Below are 18,553 nucleotides of genomic sequence, written 5' to 3' on the forward strand. Positions count from 1 at the left end.
ATCGAACTCGTCACCCACGACAAGGCCGGCGAGCGCATCCTCGAGGGACTCCTCGTCGACGCCGAGAAGCGGCTGCGCGAAGAGGGCATCGCCGGTGACATCTACCTCTTCAAGAACAACACCGACTCCGCGGGAAACTCCTACGGCTGTCACGAGAACTACCTGGTCGGCAGGCACGGCGAGTTCGGCCGGCTGGCCGACGTGCTGATCCCGTTCCTGGTCACCCGGCAGATCATCTGCGGCGCGGGCAAGGTGCTGCAGACGCCGCGCGGCGCGGTCTACTGCGTGTCGCAGCGGGCCGAGCACATCTGGGAGGGCGTCTCCTCGGCGACGACCCGGTCCAGGCCGATCATCAACACGCGCGACGAGCCACACGCCGACGCCGAGCGGTTCCGCCGTCTGCACGTCATCGTCGGCGACTCGAACATGAGCGAGGCCACCATGCTGCTCAAGGTCGGCGCCACCGACCTGGTGCTGCGCATGATCGAGGCGGGCACGGTGATGCGCGACCTGTCGCTGGAGAACCCGATCAGGGCCATCCGCGAGGTGTCGCACGACATGACCGGGCGGCGCCGGGTGCGGCTGGCCAACGGCCGTGAGGCGTCGAGCCTGGAGATCCAGCAGGAATACCTGTCGAAGGCCAAGGACTTCGTCGACCGGCGGGGCGGCGACCCGATCGCGCGCCGGGTGCTGGAGCTGTGGGAGCGGACGCTGCACGCGGTCGAGACCGGCAACCTCGACCTGGTGGCGCGCGAGATCGACTGGGTGACGAAATACCAGCTCATCGAGCGTTACCGCAAGAAGTACGACCTGCCGCTGTCGTCGCCGAGGGTGGCGCAGCTCGACCTGGCCTATCACGACGTGCACCGCAAGCGCGGCCTGTTCTACCTGCTGCAGAAGCGCGGCTCGGTGGAGCGGGTGGCGTCCGACCTGAAGATCTTCGAGGCCAAGTCGGTGCCGCCGCAGACGACCAGGGCGCGGCTGCGGGGTGAGTTCATCCGGAAGGCGCAGGAGAAGCGGCGCGACTTCACCGTCGACTGGGTGCATCTCAAGCTGAACGACCAGGCGCAGCGCACGGTGCTGTGCAAGGACCCGTTCCGCAGCGTCGACGAGCGGGTGGACAAGCTCATCGCCGGAATGTAGCGACTGGTTTACCACGGCCCTACTTCGTTGTCGGATAGGGTGACGCGAATCTGACGTCTTTCCGAGGGAAATCCATGCGCCGCGCTCTGGCCGCTCTGGCCGCCGTGCCTTTGATCTTCTTCGCCGCCGCGTGCGGCGGCTCCGACTCGGGTGCCAACGGAGCCGCCGCCACCGCGAGCAGCGCTCCGGGCAAGGTGCAGGTCACCGGCAATGTGGGCGCCAAGCCCACGGTGACCTTCCCCGCCGGCTCGCCCGCCACCAAGTCCTCCTACGAGGTGCTGACCCCTGGCACGGGCCCGCAGGTGAAGAGCGGCGACAAGATCATCATCAACCTGACCGTCTACAACTGGGACGGCAAGCAGAACGCCTTCCAAGGCTCCTCCTACGACTCCAAGGCGCCGGAGACCATCGCGGTCGACCAGCAGCTGCCGCAGGTGCTGCAGGACGGCTTCTCCAAGGTCAAGCACGGCGGCCGGGTGCTGGCCGTGCTGGCCGCCGACGCCGCTCAGCAGCAGCAGGGCCAGCAGCCGCAGCCGACGAAGGTGTTCGTCGTGGACGTGGTCGGGGCGCCGCCCGCGGCGCTGAAGGCGGCCACCGGCAAGGAGGTCGGCGAGAGCATCAAGGGTGTCAAGGTCGTCAACCCGGGCGGTGACAAGGCGCCCGAGCTGACCACCAAGACCAAGGACAAGCCGTCCAAGGACCTCGTGGTCAAGACCGTGATCCAGGGCACCGGCGCGAAGGTCAAGGAAGGCCAGACCGTGGTCGCCCACTACACGGGCAAGATCTGGGGCACCGACAAGGTCTTCGACTCCAGCTGGACCAAGGGTGAGCCGGCCTCGTTCCCGCTCGCGAACGTGATCCAGGGCTGGCAGAAGGGCCTGGCCGGGGTTCCGGTCGGCAGCCGGGTCGTGATGAGCATCCCGCCGGACCTCGGTTACGGCAAGCAGGAGCAGAACGGCATCCCGGCCAACAGCACCCTGGTGTTCGTGGTGGACGTACTGTCGGCTTACTGACGGGTGATCTGATAACGCGGTAGCATCTCCGGGCCCGGCGACGACACCGTCGCCGGGCCGCCCGCTCGGGAGGGGTCCGATGCGCCGCCGTACCGCCGTGCTGCTGTTACCGCTGGCCCTGCTGACGGCCTGCACCGGCACCGAGACGGGCGATCCCGAGCTGAAGGTGGGCGGCCGGTTCGGCGCCAAGCCCACGATCGTCTTCCCGGCCGGCAAGCCGGCGGCGGGGCTGCAGGTGGACCAGCTCACCGAGGGCAAGGGCGCGCCGCTGGGCAAGGACGACGTGGCGATCGTCCAGTACACCGCGCACGTCTGGGACGGCGGGGAGAACCGGCTCGTCGACTCCAGCTTCAACCGCGGCGCCCCCGCCGCCTTCCCGGTCGGCCGGCTGATGCCCGGCCTGGACCTGGCGTTGCGGGGCCGCAAGGTGGGCAGCAGGGTGATCGCCGCCATCCCGCCGGCCGACGGCTTCGGCGCGAACCCGCCGCAGGGGGTCGGCTCGGGCGACGACCTGTTCTACGTGATCGACATCCTCGGTGCGCACCCGAAGAACGCCTCGGTCAAGGGGCGGGCCGGGTCGCTGGCGGGCGTGCGGGTGACCGGCGGCGCCCGGCCGGGGCTCTCGGTGCCCGCGACCGCGCCGCCCCGCCGGTTCGCCGCCAAGGTGCTGGCCAAGGGGACGGGCCGCCGGACGCGAGCGGGGCAACTGCTGGTCACCCAGTACGAGGGGGCCGTCTGGGGGCAGCGGCGGATCTTCGACGCCACCTGGAGCACCGGGCAGCCGAAGGCGTTCACGATCGGCGACGGCAGTGTGATCAAGGGCTGGGACCGGGCGTTGGTGGGCGTCCCGGTCGGCAGCCGCGTGCTGATGATCGTCCCGCCCGCCTACGGGTACGGGCCCACGGGCCAGCCCGCCTTCGGCATCCGCGCCGCCGACACGCTGGTCTTCGTGGTGGACGTCCTGGCCGCCTACTGAGACGTCCTGGCGGCCTGCCGAGATGTCCTGACGGTCTGCTGTGATGGTCCTTGTCGTGTGCTGGAGCGAACGGGGCGGGGTCAGGGCGTCCAGACGTACGGCGTGGTCGTGGTCACCGTGTGGAAGCCCAGGCGTGCCAGGATCGGCCGGCTGTCGTCCGAGGCGTCCACCTGGAGATGGTCCACCCCGGCCGCCACGGCGAGCTGGGCGCGCCGGGCGACCAGCGCGCGGTAGATGCCGCGCCCCCGCCACTCCGGCAGCGTGGAGCCGCCCCAGAGCCCGGCGAAGCCGGTGCCGGGCATGTGCACCAGCCAGGCGGCCGACACGACCCGGCCGTCCGCCTCGGCCACCAGTACGGCGATGCCGCCGGGATCGGTCGTGACCCGCTGGATCAGGTCCTCGCCCAGCCAGCTCCAGTCCTCGCCCCAGACGGCCGACTCCATGGCGGCGATGGCCCGCAGGTCGGCGTCGGCGGTCACCTGCCGGATGGTCACGCCCGCGGTCAGGGGCGGCGCGTCCAGCATCTCCTTGGCGACGCCGACCAGCACCGTCTCCCGCTCCTCCGGCGCGAAGCCCGCGCGGACGAGCCGGTCCGGCAGGTCGGCGGGCAGATCGTGGGCACGGGTCTTCCACTCCACGGCCTCGCCGCGGGCCGCGAAGTGGTCGCGCTGGCGGGCGATCAGCGCGTCCAGCCGGTCGCCTTCGACGCCGAGCACGGGCGGGCCCTCGACGAAGCCGCGGAACCTGCCGGTGACGCGCAGCAGCGGGCCGTCCATCTCGTACGCGAGCCCGTCGGCGGGGTGCTCCGGGACGCGCAACCTGGTGCGGTCGTAGGCGGTGAGAAGGGGGGAGGGTTCGCTCACGGGGAGAAGCCTAGGGGGTGCGGCCTGCGCCGGGAGATGGCGGTACGGCCGCCAGCGGGAGATGGCGGTGCGGTCCGCGGTGGAGAGGGGCGCCTAGACTCCCGCTGTGAGCGATGACGACCTCGAGGCCCTGGCGCTGCTGCACGATCCGGTGCGGCGCAGCCTGTACGAGGCTGTGGCGGGCAGCGGCGGCGACCTGGGCCGGGGAGAGGCGGCCGAGATCACCGGGGTGTCCAGGACGCTGGCCGGGCACCACCTGGACAAGCTCGTCGACGCCGGGCTGCTGGAGAGCGCCTTCCGACAACAGGAGAAGAAGGGCCCAGGCAGCGGGCGGCCCGCGAAGGTCTACCGCAGGGCCGGGGGAGAGCGGTCGGTGAGTCTGCCGCCGCGTGACTACGTGGCGCTCGCCTCGGTGCTGGCCGAAGTCGTCGACTCCCTCGGCGCCGAGGAGGCGGCCGAGAAGGCGGCGCGCGCGGCGGGGGAGCGGCTGGGCCGGGGGCGCAGTGAGCCCGTCGAGGCGGTGCTGCGTGAGCGGGGTTACGAGCCCTACGCCGAGGGCGGCACGTTGCGGATGCGCAACTGCCCCTTCCACGTGCTGAGCCACGAGCAGCCGCTGCTCGTGTGCTCCATGAACCTGGCCCTGTGCCGGGGGGTGCTCGAAGGGCTCGGCGACGATCCCGGGCGGGCCCGGCTGGATCCGCGGCCGGGCGAGTGCTGCGTAACTCTTTCTAAAACAAAAGAAGATTGACATAGAAGGGCGAGGGGTGGTGTGCTGAGCGTCATGCATCTAGCCGAGCTGAACATCGCCCACATGCGCGCCCCGATCGACAGCCCCGAGCTGGCCGAGTTCGTCGCCGCGCTGGAGCCCGTCAACACCCTCGCCGACGGCTATCCGGGATTCGTGTGGCGGATGAAGGAGAGCGACGAGGATCCGACCGCGACCCTCACGCACGACTACGGCGACCACCTGCTGCTCAACTTCTCGGTGTGGGAGTCGCTCGACTCACTGTGGAACTACGTCTACCGCAGCGCCCATCTGGACGTGCTGCGCCGCCGCAGGGAGTGGTTCCTGCGGATGGCCGAGCCGTACATGGTGATGTGGTGGATCCCCGAGGGGCACATTCCGACCCTCGCCGAGGGCATGGCGCGCCTGGAACGCCTCAAGGCCGAGGGACCCAGCCCCGAGGCGTTCACGTACAAGGACTCCTACGACAGCAGCGAGGCCGCGCACCTGCCCGCCGCGGCCGAGGCCAGGAAGTAGGCCAGGTCCTCCTCCAGGGACCGGCCCATCGTCGAGAGCCTGACCGGCGAGTCGCGCAGCGCCTCGTGCAGGCCGCCGACCGGCACCGGCACCAGCTCGTGCCGGACGGCCAGCAGCTCGGACTGGTCCCTGACCCGTTCCCCGAACTCCCCGGGCAGCAGCGGCACCGCCACCCGCGCCGGAGCCAGCGCGACGCGGCCGTAGGCGGTCAGCGAGTGGTGCGAGACGCCGAGGTGGCGCTCGCGCAGGTCGCCCTCGCTCACCCGCAGCGCCGCCACCGGGCGCCCGCGCAGCACCGCGGCGGCGTTGACCGCCTCGCCCGCCGAGACGCCCGAGAAGCCCCACCGCGTGCCCGTGCCGAGGTTGCCGGGCCCCTGCGTGACGATCGCCACGTCGGCCTCCAGCACGTGCCTGGCGGCCAGCAGGCCGGTATGGACGGTCACCGCCTCGACGTCGCCGCCGAACGCCTGTCCCACCGTCACCACCCCGGCCAGCCAGTCGATCTCCCGCAACTTGGCGCAGGCCATCGAGAACCAGGCGGGCAGTGCGCCGCCGTCCTGCATCACGTAGGCGACGCGTACGCCCGGGCGCGCCTCGTACAGGCCGCACAGGATCGGCGCCAGGGCCGAGTGCAGGTCGGCGACCACCACCGGCATGCCGTCGACCGAGTCGGCCTCGCGCAGGACCTCGTGGAAGGGCGAGTCCTGCTCGTCGGCGCCGAGCACGGTGGCCTGCAACGGGGTGTAGCGGGCCTTCACCAGGTGCCCGGGTCCCTGCGGATCTTCCGGTAAACGGTTCGGGACTGCCACCACCATGGCGTAACCTCCCGTACCGAGACCCATCGCGAGTGCCGTCGTGTTGAGCAGGACCTCGTCGCCGGGTTCCGGACGGCCCACCAGGAGCGGATAGGCCAGTGCCCGGTACGTCCCGCCGGGTTCGACGCCCGGCTGGTGGTCCCCTCCGGAGACGGCGACGTCCAGTTCCATGGCTCCCGGCCACTCGCGCCGGATCCGCACGACCTCGCCCTTGCGCCATCTGATCACTCGGGCAGGGTAGCGTCGTTGAAGGAGGAGTGAGGCAGGATGTCGCGCCGCAAGACCGAGCGATTGCTGAACCTGGTGATCTGCCTGCTCGCCACCCGCCGCCCTTTGTCGGCCGAGCAGATCCGCCAGGCCGTCCCCGGCTATGACCGGGACGGCGACGAGGCGTTCCAGCGGATGTTCGAGCGCGACAAGAACGAGCTGCGCGAGATCGGCATCCCCATCGACGTGGTGCGCGACCCGTGGGAGGACGAGCCCGGCTACCGCATCGAGCGCCAGTCCTACGAGCTGCCGGAGATCACCCTGGAGGCCGACGAGGCCGCCGTGCTCGGCCTGGCCGCGCAGGTGTGGCAGCGCGCCAGCCTCGCTGAGGCCGCCTCCGGGGCGCTGCTCAAGCTGCGCGCGGGCGGCGTGGCCACCGACGAGACCATCGGCGCCGGAGCGCTGGAGCTGCGCCTGGACACCCGCGACCCGGCCTTTCCGGCGCTGTGGGACGCCGTACGCGACCGGCGCCTGGTGCGCTTCGACTACCGCAGCGCCGGCAGCGAGAGCGTGCGCAGCCGCACGGTCGAGCCCTGGGGCGTGGTCAGCCGCCGGGGCCGCTGGTACCTCGCCGGGTTCGACCGCGGCCGCGACGCGCCGCGCGCCTTCCGGCTCAGCCGCATCACCGGGCAGGTCGCCACCGTCGGCCGCCCCGGCTCGGTCGAGGTGCCGCCCGGCGTCGACCTGCGGGCCATGGTCGGCTTCCCCGAGGAGCCGGTCGAGGGGCGCACGGCCGTCATCCGCGTACGGGAGGGCGCCTGCGAGGGGCTGCGGCAGCTGTCCACGGCCGTGCGGGCGGGCTCGGACGGGTGGGATGAGGTCGAGCTGGGCTTCACCGACCCCGAACGGCTGGCCGGCTGGATGGCCAGCCTGGGCGCCGACGTCGAGGTGGTCGGGCCGCCCGACGCCCGCGAGGCCGTCATCCGCCGACTGAAGGGAGCGCTGGCGTGAGTGGATCCGCCGACCGGCTGCCGAGGCTGCTCGCGCTGGTGCCGTACCTGATGTCGCACCCGGGCGCGCAGCTCGGCGAGGTGGCCGGGGTGTTCGGGCTGAGCGAGAAGCAGCTCATCGACGACCTGCAGCTGGTGTGGATGTGCGGGCTGCCGGGCCACACGCCCGGCGACCTGATCGACGTGTCGTGGGACGGCGGCGAGATCCTCATCGACAACGCCGACACCATCGCCCGGCCGCTGCGGCTGGGCATCGACGAGGCCAGCGCGCTGCTGGTCGCGCTGCGCATGCTCGCCGCCATGCCGGAACTGGCCGAGGTGCCCGGCGACGCGCTGCCCCGGGTGGTCGCCAAGCTGGAGCGGGCCGCCGGGGAGGGCGCGGCGGCCGTCAGCAGCCAGGTCGCGGTCGACGTCGACGCCACCCCCGACGCGCTGCTGCGCGTGCGCGAGGGGCTGACCAGGCGGCGCCGCCTGTCGCTGCGCTACTACGTGCCGGGCCGCGACGAGGTGACGCCGCGCGAGGTCGACCCCATGCGGCTGGTCGTCGTCGACGGCCGCACCTACCTGGAGTGCTGGTGCTATCGGGCCGAGGCGATGCGGCTGTTCCGGTTGGACCGGATGCTCGGCGTCGACGTGCTCGAGGTGGCCGCCGACCCGCCCGCCGAGGCCGAGCCGATCGACGTGGCGCAGGGCGTGTTCCGGCCCTCGCCCACCGACGAGCTGGTCGAGCTGGAGGTGACCGCCGCCGGACGCTGGGTGGCCGAGTACTACCCGTGCGAGGAGGTCACCGAGCTGGGCGAGGGGCGGCTGCGGGTGGCGCTGCGGGCCCGCGACGAGGACTGGCTGCTCAAGCTGGCGCTGCGCCTCGGCGACACCGGCAGGGTGCTCTCGCCGCCCGCGATGGCCGAGCGGGTGCGGGAGGAGGCCGAGCGGGCCCTGAGCCGCTACGCTCACCGGACATGACCTGGATCTTCGTGGCGGCCGGGCTCGGCGTCGCCGGGCTGGCCGCGCTTGGGTTCGCGGGTGTACGACTCCTGTCCGCCGCGCGTAGTCTGAGCAGTGAAGTAGCCGAGGCGCGGGCCCAGCTCGAGCCGAGGCAGGCCAGATTGAGGCACCGGGGGGATGAGACCAACCCTCCGGCAGCGTACGATCGTGGCTGAAACAGCACTCGCTCAAAAAGGACGTTTCATGGGAAACCTCGGACCCACTGAGCTTCTGATCATTGCCGGCGTGCTCGTCCTGCTGTTCGGTGCTAAGAAGCTGCCGGAGATGGCCAGGGGCCTCGGCAGGTCGATGCGCATCTTCAAGTCGGAGACGGCCAAGCTGCGCGAAGACGACTACGACGACCGGCCGGCCACGGTCGAGACGGCGACGCAGACGCCCGCCCAGCCGCAGCCCGCGCCTCCGCAGCCCATCCAGGCCGCGCCCGCGCTGTCGGTGGAGGAGCAGGCTCGCCAGCTGGAGGAGCAGGCCGCCAAGCTGCGTGCCAGCGCCGACAAGAAAGCCTGACCCTGCCCCTCCTCGCACTCCTGGGACTGCTAGATGGCGCTGCTCAAGAAGTCGAGCGGAGAAGGTTCGGCCCGCGATCCCGAGGGCCGCATGCCGCTCATGGATCACCTGCGGGAGTTGCGTAACCGGCTGCTCGTCGCGACGATCGCGGTGGTCGTCGGCATCATCATCGGCTGGTTCTTCTTCGACCCTGTATGGGCGATCCTCAAGGCCCCCTACTGCGACACCCTCCAGTCGCAGCAGCTCGTCAAGGGCCACTGCAGTCTGGTCTACAGCGGCATCTTCCAGTCGTTCTTCATCACGCTGAAGGTGTCGGCGATGATCGGCCTGGTGCTGGCGTCGCCGGTCTGGCTCTACCAGATCTGGGCGTTCGTCACGCCCGCGCTCTACCGCAGCGAGAAGCGCTACACGGTCGTGTTCCTGATCCTGGCCATCCCGCTGTTCGCCCTGGGCGCGGTGCTGGCCTACCTGATCATGCACACCAGCCTGGGCTTCCTGTTGAGCTTCTCGCTCGAGGACACGGTCGCCACCATCGGGATCGACGACTATCTCGACTATGTCCTGATCATGATCGCCATCTTCGGGGTGTCGTTCGAGCTGCCACTCTTCCTGGTGTTCCTCAATCTCATCGGGGTGCTGTCGCACGCCACGGTGGCGAAGCACCGCCGCATGGTCATCTTCCTCATGTTCGTGTTCGGCGCCGTCATCACCCCCGGTGGTGAGCCGATCGCGATGATGGCTCTGGCCGCGCCCATGGTCGTGCTGTTCGCGGCGGCCGAGTTGTTCATGTACGTGCGCGAGCGGCGACTGCCCGCCGGCGAGGACTTCTCCCACCTGTCCGACGACGAGGCGTCACCGCTGGAACAGGATTCCGAAGCGGACCGATAGGCGATAAGTTCCGGGCGTGGCCCCTCAACTCGTCCTGCTCGTCAACCCCGCCGCCCGAGGCGGCCGGACGGTGCGGCTGCTCGGACCCGTGGCCCGGCGCCTGCGGGCGGGCGGCGCCGAGGTGTCGGTGATCGTCGGTGACAGCGCGGCCGACGCGCTGGAGCGCGCCTGCGCCGCCGTGGCCGAGCGCCCCGACGCCCTGGTGGCCTTCGGCGGCGACGGCCTGGTCCACTTGGCCGTGCAGGCCGTCGCCGGCACGGACGTGCCGCTCGGCATCATCCCCGTGGGCACCGGCAACGACATCGCCACCGCCCTGGGCGTGCCGCGCAAGGACCCGATCGCGGCGGCCCGTACGGTGCTGCGCGGCCGCTCCCGCCTGATCGACGCCGCCCGTGTACGCGCGGGCCGGGCCGATGAGCTGTTCGCCGGGGTGGTGTGCTGCGGGTTCGACTCCCGGGTGAACGAGCGGGCCAACGGGCTCACCTGGCCGCCGGGGATGGCCAGATACCTGCTGGCCACCGTCCAGGAGCTGCGGCGCTTCCGACCCATTCCCTTCCGCGTCACCTTCGACGACGGCGAGCCGATCGAGCGGGAGGCCATGCTGGTCGCGGTGGGCAACACCTCCTCCTACGGCGCCGGGATGCGGGTCTGCCCCGACGCCCGGCCGGACGACGGGCTGCTCGACGTGATGATCCTGGAGGCGGTGTCGACGGCCGAGTTCGTCCGGGTCTTCCCGAGCGTCTACCGGGGCTCGCACGTCTCTCACCAGGCCGTGTCCGTCAGGCGGGTGCGGAGCGTCCGGCTGGAGGCGCCCGGCGTGGTGGCCTACGCCGACGGGGAGCGGATCGGGCCGAGCCCGATCACGTGCGAGATCCAGCCAGGGGCGCTGCGGGTCATCACCTGAGATCTACAAGGTAAAGGCGCGTGGGCCGTACCAGAGGTCAGACCCCGACCCGTTGCGGAGCGGGCGGGTCGGCGGGCAGCGGGGGGCTGGTCCTGAGGAACACGGCGAGCAGTACGGCGAGGGCCATCACGCCCGCCGCCGACAGGAACACCACGTGCACACCTGACAGCAGCGCGTCCACCACCCGCTCACGCGCCTGCGGCGGCACCGCCCTCGCCAGGCTCCCCGCCCGGGTTCCGGGCGGCAGGCGCGACTCAGTGACCCGGTTCAGCACGATGCCGAAGATGGCCGTGCCCAGCGCCGAGCCGAGCACCTGGACGAAGCGGATCGACGTGGTGGCCACGCCGAGCTGGGACCGCGGCGCCGAGTTCTGCACCAGCATGACGACGATGCCCAGCACCATGCCGAACCCGACGCCCATCACGAACAGGTCCAAGCGCAGCGTCCAGGCGGACGTGTCCGTCTCCAGGCGGCTCAGCAGCACCATCGCGGCCGTCACGCAGGCCATGCCCGCGACCAGGAACGGCTTGGTGTCGCGACCGCGCCCGATGAGCACGCCGGAGATCGTGCCCGACACGACCATGCCGATCGCCATCGGGATGAGGTACAGCCCCGACTCGGTGGCTTTGACGCCGGCCACCACCTGCAGGTAGATGACCGTGTAGAAGATGCCGCCCGCCATGCCGAGGCCGGTCAGGAGCTGCAGCGGCAGGGCGATCCTGAGCGTCGGCTGGCGGAACATGGAGAAGGGCAGGATCGGCTCCGCCGCGGTGAGCTGGCGCCAGGCGAACGCGGCGAACAGCACCACGTCCAGGCCGGTGAGCGACAGGATCGTGGCCGAGTCCCAGGCATAGGTCTTGCCGCCCCACTCGACGACCAGCAGCAGCAGGCAGGCCGCCGCCGCGATCAGCGCCGCTCCCGGATAGTCGATGCGGTGGCGCAGCCCGCCGTCGCCGAGCCTGATCGCGATGGCGGCCGACACCAGGACGAACAGGCCGACCGGCAGGTTGAGGTAGAAGATCCAGCGCCAGGTGGCGTGGTCGGTGAACACGCCGCCCAGCAGCGGGCCCGCCACCAGGCCGAGTCCGGCGATGAGGCCGCCCGCGCCGCCCGCCGAGGCCCGCTGCTGGGGCGGGGTGAGGTGGGCGGCGACGATCATGGTGACGCTCATCAGGCCGCCGCCGCCGAGTCCCTGCACCGCGCGGAAGGCGATCAGCTGCCCCATGTCCTGAGCCAGCGCGCACAGCGCGGACCCGGCCAGGAACAGGCCCACGGCGCCCAGATAGACGTGCTTGGCGCCGTAGACGTCGCACAGCTTGCCGTACAGCGGCAGGGCGGCGGTGGCGGCCAGGGAGTAGGCGGTCACCAGCCAGGGCAGCCGCTCCAGGCCGTGGACGGGGTCGAGCTCGCGGACGATCGACCAGGACGCGGTCGCGACGATGTTCTGGTCCAGCACGGCCAGGATGAGCGTGAGGAGCACGCCGACCATGGCGATCCGTTTCTGCGCTTCGGTCATATTCATAGACTGGGTCAAAATTTAGACCTAGTCAACTCCGTTAGGATGGGCGCTGTGGAAGAGGGGTTGCGCGAGCGCAAGAAACGGGAGACCCGGCAGAAGATCCACAACACGGCGATGGAGCTGTTCACCCAGCGTGGATTCGCCGAGGTGTCGGTTCTGGAGATCGCCGAGCGCGCGGGAGTCTCCAAGATGACCGTCTTCAACTACTTCCCCACGAAAGAGGACATCGTCCTCGACGTGATGGGGGAGGGCTTCAACGACATCGCCCAGATGGTGAGCGGCCGGCGGCCGGGTGAGTCGCTGGTCGAGGGGGCGCGCCGCGAGTTCCTGGAGCGGCTGGCCCGCCACGCCCCCGAGACCGGGCTCGACGACGCTCCGGCCTACACGGCACAGCTGCAGCTGTTCAGGAAGACGCCCTCGCTGGCGGCCAGGCTGCTGATGTTCCACATCGCGGCCGAGGCGGCGATGACCGAGGCCATCGAGCGGGAGCGGCCCGGCGACCCGCGCGCGCCGTTCGCCGCCGGGCAGCTCTACGCGCTGCTGCGCACCCTGCAGGTGCAGAACAGCCGGCGCATCTACCTCGGGCAGAGCGCAGAGGAGGCATACCCCGACGCGGTCGCCGCGGCCAACGCCGGTTTCGACCTGCTGCGCGGGGGCCTGGGCGACTATCTGGCGGGCTAGCCGGGACGGACCGGAATAGCGATTTCGGTAGGGTGACGGGTATGACGAGTCCAGCGGAGCGGTACGCGGCCTTCCGCGAGAAATACGGGGACGACGGAGCCGCTCTCGGATCGTTCCGGGGCCTCTACGACTTCGAGCTCGACGACTTCCAGGTCGACGGCTGCCGCGCTCTGGAAGCGGGCGACGGCGTGCTGGTGGCCGCCCCCACCGGCTCCGGCAAGACGGTGGTCGGCGAGTTCGCCGTCCACCTGGCCCTGGAGCAGGGGCGCAAGTGCTTCTACACCACTCCGATCAAGGCGCTGTCCAACCAGAAGTACAACGACCTGGTCAAGCGCTACGGCACGGCCAAGGTCGGGCTGCTGACCGGCGACAACAGCGTCAACGGCGAGGCCCCGATCGTCGTCATGACGACCGAGGTGCTGCGCAACATGCTCTACGCCGGCTCGGCCACGCTGGGCGGGCTGGGCTACGTGGTCATGGACGAGGTCCACTACCTGGCCGATCGCTTCCGCGGCGCCGTCTGGGAAGAGGTCATCATCCACCTGCCCGAGTCGGTCCGGCTGGCGGCGCTGTCGGCGACGGTCAGCAACGCCGAGGAGTTCGGCGAGTGGCTGGGCGAGGTACGCGGCGACACCACGGTCATCGTCGACGAGCACCGGCCGGTGCCGCTGTGGCAGCACATGATGATCGGCAACCGCATCTACGACCTGTTCATGACCGACGACCTGACGCCGCGCATCAACCCCACGCTCATGCGGGTGACCCGCGACACCGAGCGGCTGACCGCCGGGCGCGGCCGGCGCGGCTACGGCCGGCCGCAGCGTTCGCGCCCGCCGGACCGCGCCCAGGTGATCGAGAAGCTCGACTCCGAGGCGCTGCTGCCCGCGATCACCTTCATCTTCTCCCGCGCCGGCTGCGACGCGGCCGTCCTGCAGTGCCTGCACGCCGGCATCCGGCTCACCGACGAGCGGGAGCGGCACGAGATCCGGCAGCTCGTCGACGAGCGCACCGCGCACCTGCCCGACGAGGACCTGTCCGTTCTCGGCTACCTGGAGTGGCGCGACTGCCTGGAGCGCGGCCTGGCCGCCCACCACGCGGGCATGCTGCCGGCCTTCAAGGAGGTCGTCGAGGAGCTGTTCACCCGCGGCCTGGTCAAGGCGGTCTTCGCCACCGAGACGCTGGCGCTCGGCATCAACATGCCCGCCCGCAGCGTGGTCATCGAGAAGCTCGACAAGTGGAACGGCGAGACGCACGCCGACCTCACCCCGGGCGAATACACCCAGCTCACCGGCCGGGCCGGGCGGCGGGGCATCGACGTCGAAGGCCACGCCGTGGTGCTCTGGCAGCCCGGCATGGATCCGTTGTCGGTCGCCGGGCTCGCGGGGACCCGCACCTATCCGCTGCGCTCCAGCTTCCAGCCCTCGTACAACATGGCCGTCAACCTGGTCGGCCAGTTCGGCCGCGAGCGCGCCCGCACGCTGCTGGAGGAGTCCTTCGCCCAGTTCCAGGCCGACCGGGCGGTCGTCGGGCTGGCCAAGCAGCTGCGCAAGCACGAGGAGGCGCTGGAGGGCTACCAGGAGGCGATGACCTGCCACCTGGGCGACTTCCCCGAGTACGCGGCGCTGCGCCGCCGCCTGACCGACCGCGAGGCCGAGCTGTCCAAGCAGCGCGGCGCCGCGCGCCGGGCCGCGGCCGTCAAGTCGCTGGAGGCGCTGCAGCCCGGCGACGTCATCCGCGTGCCGGGCGGGCGCCGGGCCGGGCTGGCGATCGTGCTCGACCCGGGCCGCAACCCGCGCGGCACCGGCCCCAGCCCGCTGGTCCTGACGATCGGCAAGCAGGTCAAGAAGCTCGACCCGGCCGACTTCCCCGTCCCGGTCGAGCCGATCGAGAAGCTGCGCATCCCGAAGAACTTCAACGGCCGCTCGCCGAAGGAGCGCGCCAACCTCGTCTCCACGCTGCTGGCCAAGATCGGCGACCGCGACCTGGGCAAGCCCACCAGGGCCCGCGACCACGCCGTCGAGGACGAGGAGATCAACGAGCTGCGCCGGCGGATCCGCCAGCACCCGTGCCACGGCTGCGACGAGCGGGAGGACCACGCCCGCTGGGCCGAGCGCTACCACAAGCTGCAGCGCGAGACCGAGGGGCTGCGGCGGCGCGTCGAGGGCCGCTCGCACGTCATCTCCCGCACCTTCGACCGGATCTGCTCGGTGCTGGAGCAGCTCGGCTACCTGCACGACGAGGCCGTCACCGACGAGGGCCGCCGCCTGGGCCGCCTCTACACCGAGCTCGACCTGCTCACCGCCGAGTGCCTGCGCAGCGGGCTGTGGGAGCAGCTGGATCCGGCGGAGCTGGCGGCGTGCGTGTCGGCGCTCGTCTTCGAGTCGCGCAACGCCGACGACGCCCGCCGCCCCAAGATCCCCGCCGGGCGGGCACAGGACGCGCTGACGGCCATGATGCGGCTCTGGGGCGAGCTGGAGGGCATCGAGTCCGACCACGGGCTGTCCACGATCCGCGAGCCCGACCTGGGGTTCGCGTGGGCGGCGTTCCGCTGGACCAAGGGGCACAGCCTCGACGCGGTGCTCATGGACGGCATCAACGGCAACGAGCTGGCGGCGGGTGACTTCGTGCGCTGGGTGAAGCAGCTGATGGACCTGCTCGGCCAGCTGGGGCACGCCGCTCCGCAGGGGAGCAAGATCAAGCAAACCGCCGCCAAAGCCATGGACGCCATGCGCCGGGGGGTGGTTGCGTATTCGTCCTTGTCTTGATGCGTTGCGTCTCCGTCTTGATCTGTTGCGGCTCTGTCTTCAGGTCTAAGGGCTGTTTTCCCTGCTTTACGGCAGAGCACGGTGGGGCCCACCCGCCATACGGGGCGGGCCCCCGTCCAGGGGCACGCTCCTGCGGTTTACGGGGCCGGGCGCCGTGACGTGCGTCCTGTTGGCCAGGGCCTTCCTGGCCGACTGACCGTCCGGTCAAGGTGATGTAGTGGGCTGTATACGCAACGTCACCGTGTAGTCAGTTTCCCGGCGATTCGGTATGGACATGCCCAGGTCGAAGCGGGTTTTGACAAGCCGGAGGTCGCCATGTTCGCTCTCATCGCCGCGGTGCTGTTCCTGCTCGCGCTGATCTTCGAGATCGCCAACGTTGCCGTGGGCGGCGTGCTCACGGCCACCACCCTCAGCACCGCCGGACTGCTCTGCGTCGCGCTGCACCTGATGGGGCTGGGGGCAGCCTGGAAGCCCCTCAAGCGGTAGCCGGAACTCATTGGAGCCGCGTGCGGGCCTGGCCTCCCGTGCGCGGCTCCGTCGTGTCAGGGCACTGCTCTGTTACGCCAGGGCTCTGTTACGCCAGGGCGAAACGGACCTCGCGGGTGGCCGGGTCGGCCTGGGTCAGGCGTACCGAGACCTGCTCGCCCAGGGGGAGCGGGCCGTCGCAGCGGGCGATCACCGCCGGGTCGGCGATCTGGACCTGGCCGCCCTCGCGGCGCTCGTCGACGTCGATCACCATCGCGTCGAACGCCTGGCCGACACGGTCACGCAGCAGGAACGCCTCCACCAGGTCCACGCAGGCGCGCTCCACCGCGCCCGCGCGGCGGCCGGTCCCGGACATGATCTCCGGCAGGCCCGTCAGCGCCTCCGCCACGTCCTGCGGCACCGGCTCGCCCGCGGCGATCGCCAGGCAGATCTCCGTCGCGTAGCGGTCGACCAGGCGCCGCAGCGGCGCCGTGACGTGCGCGTACGGCGCGGCCACCGCGGCGTGCTCGGCCAGCTTCGGCGGCTCGCCGTTGAAGGCCACGTAGCCGGCGCCGCGCAGCAGCACCCTCGACTCGTGCAGGAACGCCGCCTGCTGCGGGTTCTTCGGATCCAGGTCGTGGACCACGTCGCCGTAGGAGGCGCCGCCGGGCCACGGGACGCCCAGCGCGTCGGCCACCCGGCGTACCTTGTCCAGGTCGCCGCTGCGCGGCGCCGGCAGCACGCGCAGCACGCCGATCTCCGCGTCGAGCATCATCGAGGCCGCCGCCATGCCGGTGAGCAGGGAGATCTGCGCGTTCCACGCCTCGGCGGGAAGCGGCAGCCGGTATTCGAGGCGGTAGCCGTCGCCGTCGGGCACCACCTCCTGCTCCGGGGTGGGCAGGGTGACGCCGCCGCGCTCGCGTTCGAGCTCCAGCCGCAGCCTGCCGATCTCGGCCAGCAGACCCAGCGCGCCGCCCGCGGTGTCGGTGTCGATGGCCGCCTGCACGTAGGCGTAGTCGAGCCGCTCGCGGCTGCGTACCAGGCCCCGTTGTACGTCGGCGCCGACCGTGCGGCCCTCCGCGTCCAGGTCGATCCGCCACACCGCGGCCGGGCGGGTCACGCCGGGCAGCAGGCTGGCCGCGTCCTCCGACAGCACCTTCGGATGCAGCGGTACCTTGCTCGCGGGCAGGTAGACGGTCTCGCCCCGGGTGCGCGCCTCGGCGTCGATCGCGCCGCCCGGCCGTACGAACGCGCCGACGTCGGCGATCGCGTACCAGACGCGGTAGCCGCCGCGCAGCCGCTCCAGGTGGACGGCCTGGTCGAGGTCCATCGAGCCGAGCGGGTCGATGGTGACGAACGGCAGCTCCGTCATGTCCTTGCCGCCGAACCTGGGCACCGACGCCACCCAGTCGGCCTCCTCCAGCACGGCTCTCGGGAACTCGCCGGGCAGCCGCTGCTCCCGCCGGATCCGCTCGAACCCGTCGTCTAGGCGGGCGGGGACGTCGCTGGGTACCCGGATGTTCGTCACAAGAGCAACCTATCGTCACAAGCTCCTCGGCCTGCTCCGCATGAGCTCCCCAGCGTGGCGGTGGGGGCCTGACGCGCGGTCATGCCTGGCCGAGTGCCTCCAGCAGGCGGTTGAGGGGGCTGTCGAGGCCGTACTGGTCGGCCAGCCGTACGAGGGAGTCGGGGTCGCGGGGCTTCTGCGGGAGCGTCAGGTCGGCCTCGGGCAGCGGCGCGTCCGAGGCGACCGCCACCACGGCGGGGGCGACCCGCAGGTAGTCGCGGGCGGCGGCCAGCTTGGTGCGGCTGCCCGCCGGGAAGCCGTCCGTGGCGCCCGCGTCGAGGGCGTCGAGCAGCGCGCCGAGCGAGCCGAACCGGGTGATGAGCGCGGCCGCCGTCTTCTCGCCGACGCCCGCCACGCCCGGCAGGCCGTCACTGGGATCGCCGCGCAGGGTCGCGAAGTCGGCATAGGTACGGCCGGGAATGCCGTACTTGCCCGTCACGAACGCCTCGTCGACCGTCTGCAGGTTGCGGATGCCCCGCACGGTGTACAGGACGCGCACCGGGCGGGCGTCGTCGACCAGCTGGAACAGGTCGCGGTCGCCCGTCACGATGTCGACCGCCCCGCCGGCGCGGTGGGTCAGCGTGCCGATCACGTCGTCGGCCTCGTAGCCGGGCGCCTCCAGCCGGGCGATGCCGAGCGCGTCGAGCACCTGCTCGATGACCGCGATCTGCGGCACCAGCGCGTCGGGCACCTCCTCGACGTCGCCGTGGGCGACCCGGTGCGCCTTGTACGTCGGGATGGCGGCCACCCGGAAGGCGGGGCGCCAGTCGGCGTCCATCGTGGCGACCAGCTCGGTGGGGGAGTGGTGGCGCACCAGGGTGGCGATCATGTCGATGAGGCCGCGCACCGCGTTCACCGGCGAGCCGTCGGGCGCGGTGATCGACTCCGGGATGCCGTAGAAGGCGCGGAAGTACAGCGACGGGGTGTCGAGAAGCATCAGCACCCGCCTATGGTCGCACCTCCGCAG

The 18,553-nt window shown here is 71.4% G+C and carries 19 protein-coding genes; 14 read left to right on the forward strand and 5 right to left on the reverse strand.

What is annotated here, in order from left to right; all coding sequences use genetic code 11:
- From pafA to AB0B64_RS43595, 3 genes are all read left to right on the forward strand, one after another.
- Positions 1 to 1,143: Pup--protein ligase (pafA, locus tag AB0B64_RS43585; protein WP_358185970.1), on the forward strand; the 1,143-nt coding region annotated here is incomplete at its 5' end.
- 74 nt (positions 1,144 to 1,217) lie between these two features.
- On the forward strand, positions 1,218 to 2,156 hold the full coding sequence (locus AB0B64_RS43590; RefSeq protein ID WP_357951720.1) for an FKBP-type peptidyl-prolyl cis-trans isomerase: 939 nt from the start codon (positions 1,218 to 1,220) through the stop codon (positions 2,154 to 2,156).
- A gap of 79 nt (positions 2,157 to 2,235) precedes the next feature.
- A complete protein-coding gene (locus AB0B64_RS43595; protein WP_357951721.1) occupies positions 2,236 to 3,132 on the forward strand; it encodes an FKBP-type peptidyl-prolyl cis-trans isomerase in 897 nt (298 codons plus the stop codon).
- 80 nt (positions 3,133 to 3,212) lie between these two features.
- On the opposite strand, the gene AB0B64_RS43600 is transcribed toward AB0B64_RS43595, so the two are convergent.
- A complete protein-coding gene (locus AB0B64_RS43600) occupies positions 3,213 to 3,995 on the reverse strand; it encodes a GNAT family N-acetyltransferase (RefSeq protein WP_357951723.1) in 783 nt (260 codons plus the stop codon).
- A gap of 106 nt (positions 3,996 to 4,101) precedes the next feature.
- Here AB0B64_RS43600 and AB0B64_RS43605 point away from each other — a divergent pair, with 106 nt between their 5' ends.
- Together AB0B64_RS43605 and AB0B64_RS43610 are read left to right on the forward strand one after the other, a co-directional pair.
- Positions 4,102 to 4,743 carry a helix-turn-helix domain-containing protein gene (locus tag AB0B64_RS43605; RefSeq protein WP_357951725.1) on the forward strand — a complete coding sequence of 214 codons (642 nt, stop codon included), beginning with the start codon at positions 4,102 to 4,104 and terminating at the stop codon, positions 4,741 to 4,743.
- A 33-nt stretch (positions 4,744 to 4,776) separates the two neighbouring features.
- Positions 4,777 to 5,256 (forward strand): DUF3291 domain-containing protein, encoded by a 480-nt coding sequence (locus AB0B64_RS43610; protein ID WP_358185979.1) that lies wholly within the window; start codon positions 4,777 to 4,779, stop codon positions 5,254 to 5,256.
- On the opposite strand, the gene AB0B64_RS43615 is transcribed toward AB0B64_RS43610, so the two are convergent.
- A complete protein-coding gene (locus tag AB0B64_RS43615; RefSeq protein ID WP_357951728.1) occupies positions 5,202 to 6,299 on the reverse strand; it encodes a DUF3866 family protein in 1,098 nt (365 codons plus the stop codon). The two genes, AB0B64_RS43610 and AB0B64_RS43615, sit on opposite strands and share 55 nt — an antisense overlap.
- A 39-nt stretch (positions 6,300 to 6,338) precedes the next feature.
- On the opposite strand from AB0B64_RS43615, the gene AB0B64_RS43620 reads away from it, so the two are divergent.
- The 6 genes from AB0B64_RS43620 to AB0B64_RS43645 are packed head-to-tail and all read left to right on the forward strand — an operon-like array spanning position 6,339 to position 10,589.
- On the forward strand, positions 6,339 to 7,289 hold the full coding sequence (locus AB0B64_RS43620) for a WYL domain-containing protein (RefSeq protein ID WP_358185986.1): 951 nt from the start codon (positions 6,339 to 6,341) through the stop codon (positions 7,287 to 7,289).
- On the forward strand, positions 7,286 to 8,251 hold the full coding sequence (locus AB0B64_RS43625) for a WYL domain-containing protein (RefSeq protein ID WP_357951731.1): 966 nt from the start codon (positions 7,286 to 7,288) through the stop codon (positions 8,249 to 8,251). The genes AB0B64_RS43620 and AB0B64_RS43625 overlap by 4 nt, the downstream gene beginning before the upstream one ends.
- Positions 8,248 to 8,448: a hypothetical protein gene (locus AB0B64_RS43630; RefSeq protein WP_357951733.1), complete on the forward strand. Its 201-nt coding sequence runs from the start codon at positions 8,248 to 8,250 to the stop codon at positions 8,446 to 8,448. The genes AB0B64_RS43625 and AB0B64_RS43630 overlap by 4 nt, the downstream gene beginning before the upstream one ends.
- Positions 8,449 to 8,476: 28 nt before the next feature.
- Entirely contained in the window at positions 8,477 to 8,797 is a 321-nt protein-coding gene (tatA, locus tag AB0B64_RS43635) for a Sec-independent protein translocase subunit TatA (RefSeq protein ID WP_357951735.1), read from the forward strand.
- A 33-nt stretch (positions 8,798 to 8,830) separates the two neighbouring features.
- Positions 8,831 to 9,685, forward strand: a complete 855-nt coding sequence (gene tatC / locus AB0B64_RS43640) for a twin-arginine translocase subunit TatC (RefSeq protein WP_357951737.1) — start codon at positions 8,831 to 8,833, stop codon at positions 9,683 to 9,685.
- Positions 9,686 to 9,701: 16 nt separating this feature from the next.
- The gene (locus AB0B64_RS43645; protein WP_358185994.1) at positions 9,702 to 10,589 is read left to right on the forward strand and encodes a YegS/Rv2252/BmrU family lipid kinase; all 888 of its coding nucleotides are present in this window, start codon (positions 9,702 to 9,704) and stop codon (positions 10,587 to 10,589) included.
- Positions 10,590 to 10,626: 37 nt separating this feature from the next.
- On the opposite strand, the gene AB0B64_RS43650 is transcribed toward AB0B64_RS43645, so the two are convergent.
- A complete protein-coding gene (locus AB0B64_RS43650; RefSeq protein WP_357951740.1) occupies positions 10,627 to 12,105 on the reverse strand; it encodes an MDR family MFS transporter in 1,479 nt (492 codons plus the stop codon).
- 54 nt (positions 12,106 to 12,159) lie between these two features.
- On the opposite strand from AB0B64_RS43650, the gene AB0B64_RS43655 reads away from it, so the two are divergent.
- From AB0B64_RS43655 to AB0B64_RS43665, 3 genes are all read left to right on the forward strand, one after another.
- Positions 12,160 to 12,789, forward strand: a complete 630-nt coding sequence (locus AB0B64_RS43655; RefSeq protein WP_357951742.1) for a TetR/AcrR family transcriptional regulator — start codon at positions 12,160 to 12,162, stop codon at positions 12,787 to 12,789.
- Between the two features lie 41 nt (positions 12,790 to 12,830).
- Positions 12,831 to 15,554, forward strand: a complete 2,724-nt coding sequence (locus tag AB0B64_RS43660) for a DEAD/DEAH box helicase (RefSeq protein ID WP_358186000.1) — start codon at positions 12,831 to 12,833, stop codon at positions 15,552 to 15,554.
- Between the two features lie 315 nt (positions 15,555 to 15,869).
- Positions 15,870 to 16,040, forward strand: a complete 171-nt coding sequence (locus tag AB0B64_RS43665; RefSeq protein ID WP_357951746.1) for a hypothetical protein — start codon at positions 15,870 to 15,872, stop codon at positions 16,038 to 16,040.
- Positions 16,041 to 16,128: 88 nt separating this feature from the next.
- Here AB0B64_RS43665 and AB0B64_RS43670 read toward each other — a convergent pair whose 3' ends face one another.
- Both AB0B64_RS43670 and AB0B64_RS43675 read right to left on the reverse strand, forming a co-directional pair.
- Positions 16,129 to 17,547, reverse strand: a complete 1,419-nt coding sequence (locus AB0B64_RS43670; RefSeq protein ID WP_358186004.1) for an RNB domain-containing ribonuclease — start codon at positions 17,545 to 17,547, stop codon at positions 16,129 to 16,131.
- A 79-nt stretch (positions 17,548 to 17,626) separates the two neighbouring features.
- Complete coding sequence (locus AB0B64_RS43675) at positions 17,627 to 18,523, reverse strand: 5'-3' exonuclease (RefSeq protein WP_357952186.1); 897 nt, start codon at positions 18,521 to 18,523, stop codon at positions 17,627 to 17,629.
- Positions 18,524 to 18,553 lie beyond the last annotated feature (30 nt).

Source organism: Nonomuraea sp. NPDC049129, from assembly GCF_040648495.1.
Lineage (GTDB): Bacteria > Actinomycetota > Actinomycetes > Streptosporangiales > Streptosporangiaceae > Nonomuraea.

What these genes read in the sequence shown, in the direction of transcription:
- AB0B64_RS43675 (WP_357952186.1), bottom strand. Translation starts at nt 18,523, where the DNA reads ATGCTTCTCGACACCCCGTCGCTGTACTTCCGCGCCTTCTACGGCATC.
- AB0B64_RS43595 (WP_357951721.1), top strand. Translation starts at nt 2,236, where the DNA reads ATGCGCCGCCGTACCGCCGTGCTGCTGTTACCGCTGGCCCTGCTGACG.
- AB0B64_RS43665 (WP_357951746.1), top strand. Translation starts at nt 15,870, where the DNA reads ATGTTCGCTCTCATCGCCGCGGTGCTGTTCCTGCTCGCGCTGATCTTC.
- tatC (WP_357951737.1), top strand. Translation starts at nt 8,831, where the DNA reads ATGGCGCTGCTCAAGAAGTCGAGCGGAGAAGGTTCGGCCCGCGATCCC.
- AB0B64_RS43650 (WP_357951740.1), bottom strand. Translation starts at nt 12,105, where the DNA reads ATGACCGAAGCGCAGAAACGGATCGCCATGGTCGGCGTGCTCCTCACG.
- AB0B64_RS43590 (WP_357951720.1), top strand. Translation starts at nt 1,218, where the DNA reads ATGCGCCGCGCTCTGGCCGCTCTGGCCGCCGTGCCTTTGATCTTCTTC.
- AB0B64_RS43660 (WP_358186000.1), top strand. Translation starts at nt 12,831, where the DNA reads ATGACGAGTCCAGCGGAGCGGTACGCGGCCTTCCGCGAGAAATACGGG.
- AB0B64_RS43610 (WP_358185979.1), top strand. Translation starts at nt 4,777, where the DNA reads ATGCATCTAGCCGAGCTGAACATCGCCCACATGCGCGCCCCGATCGAC.
- tatA (WP_357951735.1), top strand. Translation starts at nt 8,477, where the DNA reads ATGGGAAACCTCGGACCCACTGAGCTTCTGATCATTGCCGGCGTGCTC.
- AB0B64_RS43620 (WP_358185986.1), top strand. Translation starts at nt 6,339, where the DNA reads ATGTCGCGCCGCAAGACCGAGCGATTGCTGAACCTGGTGATCTGCCTG.
- AB0B64_RS43630 (WP_357951733.1), top strand. Translation starts at nt 8,248, where the DNA reads ATGACCTGGATCTTCGTGGCGGCCGGGCTCGGCGTCGCCGGGCTGGCC.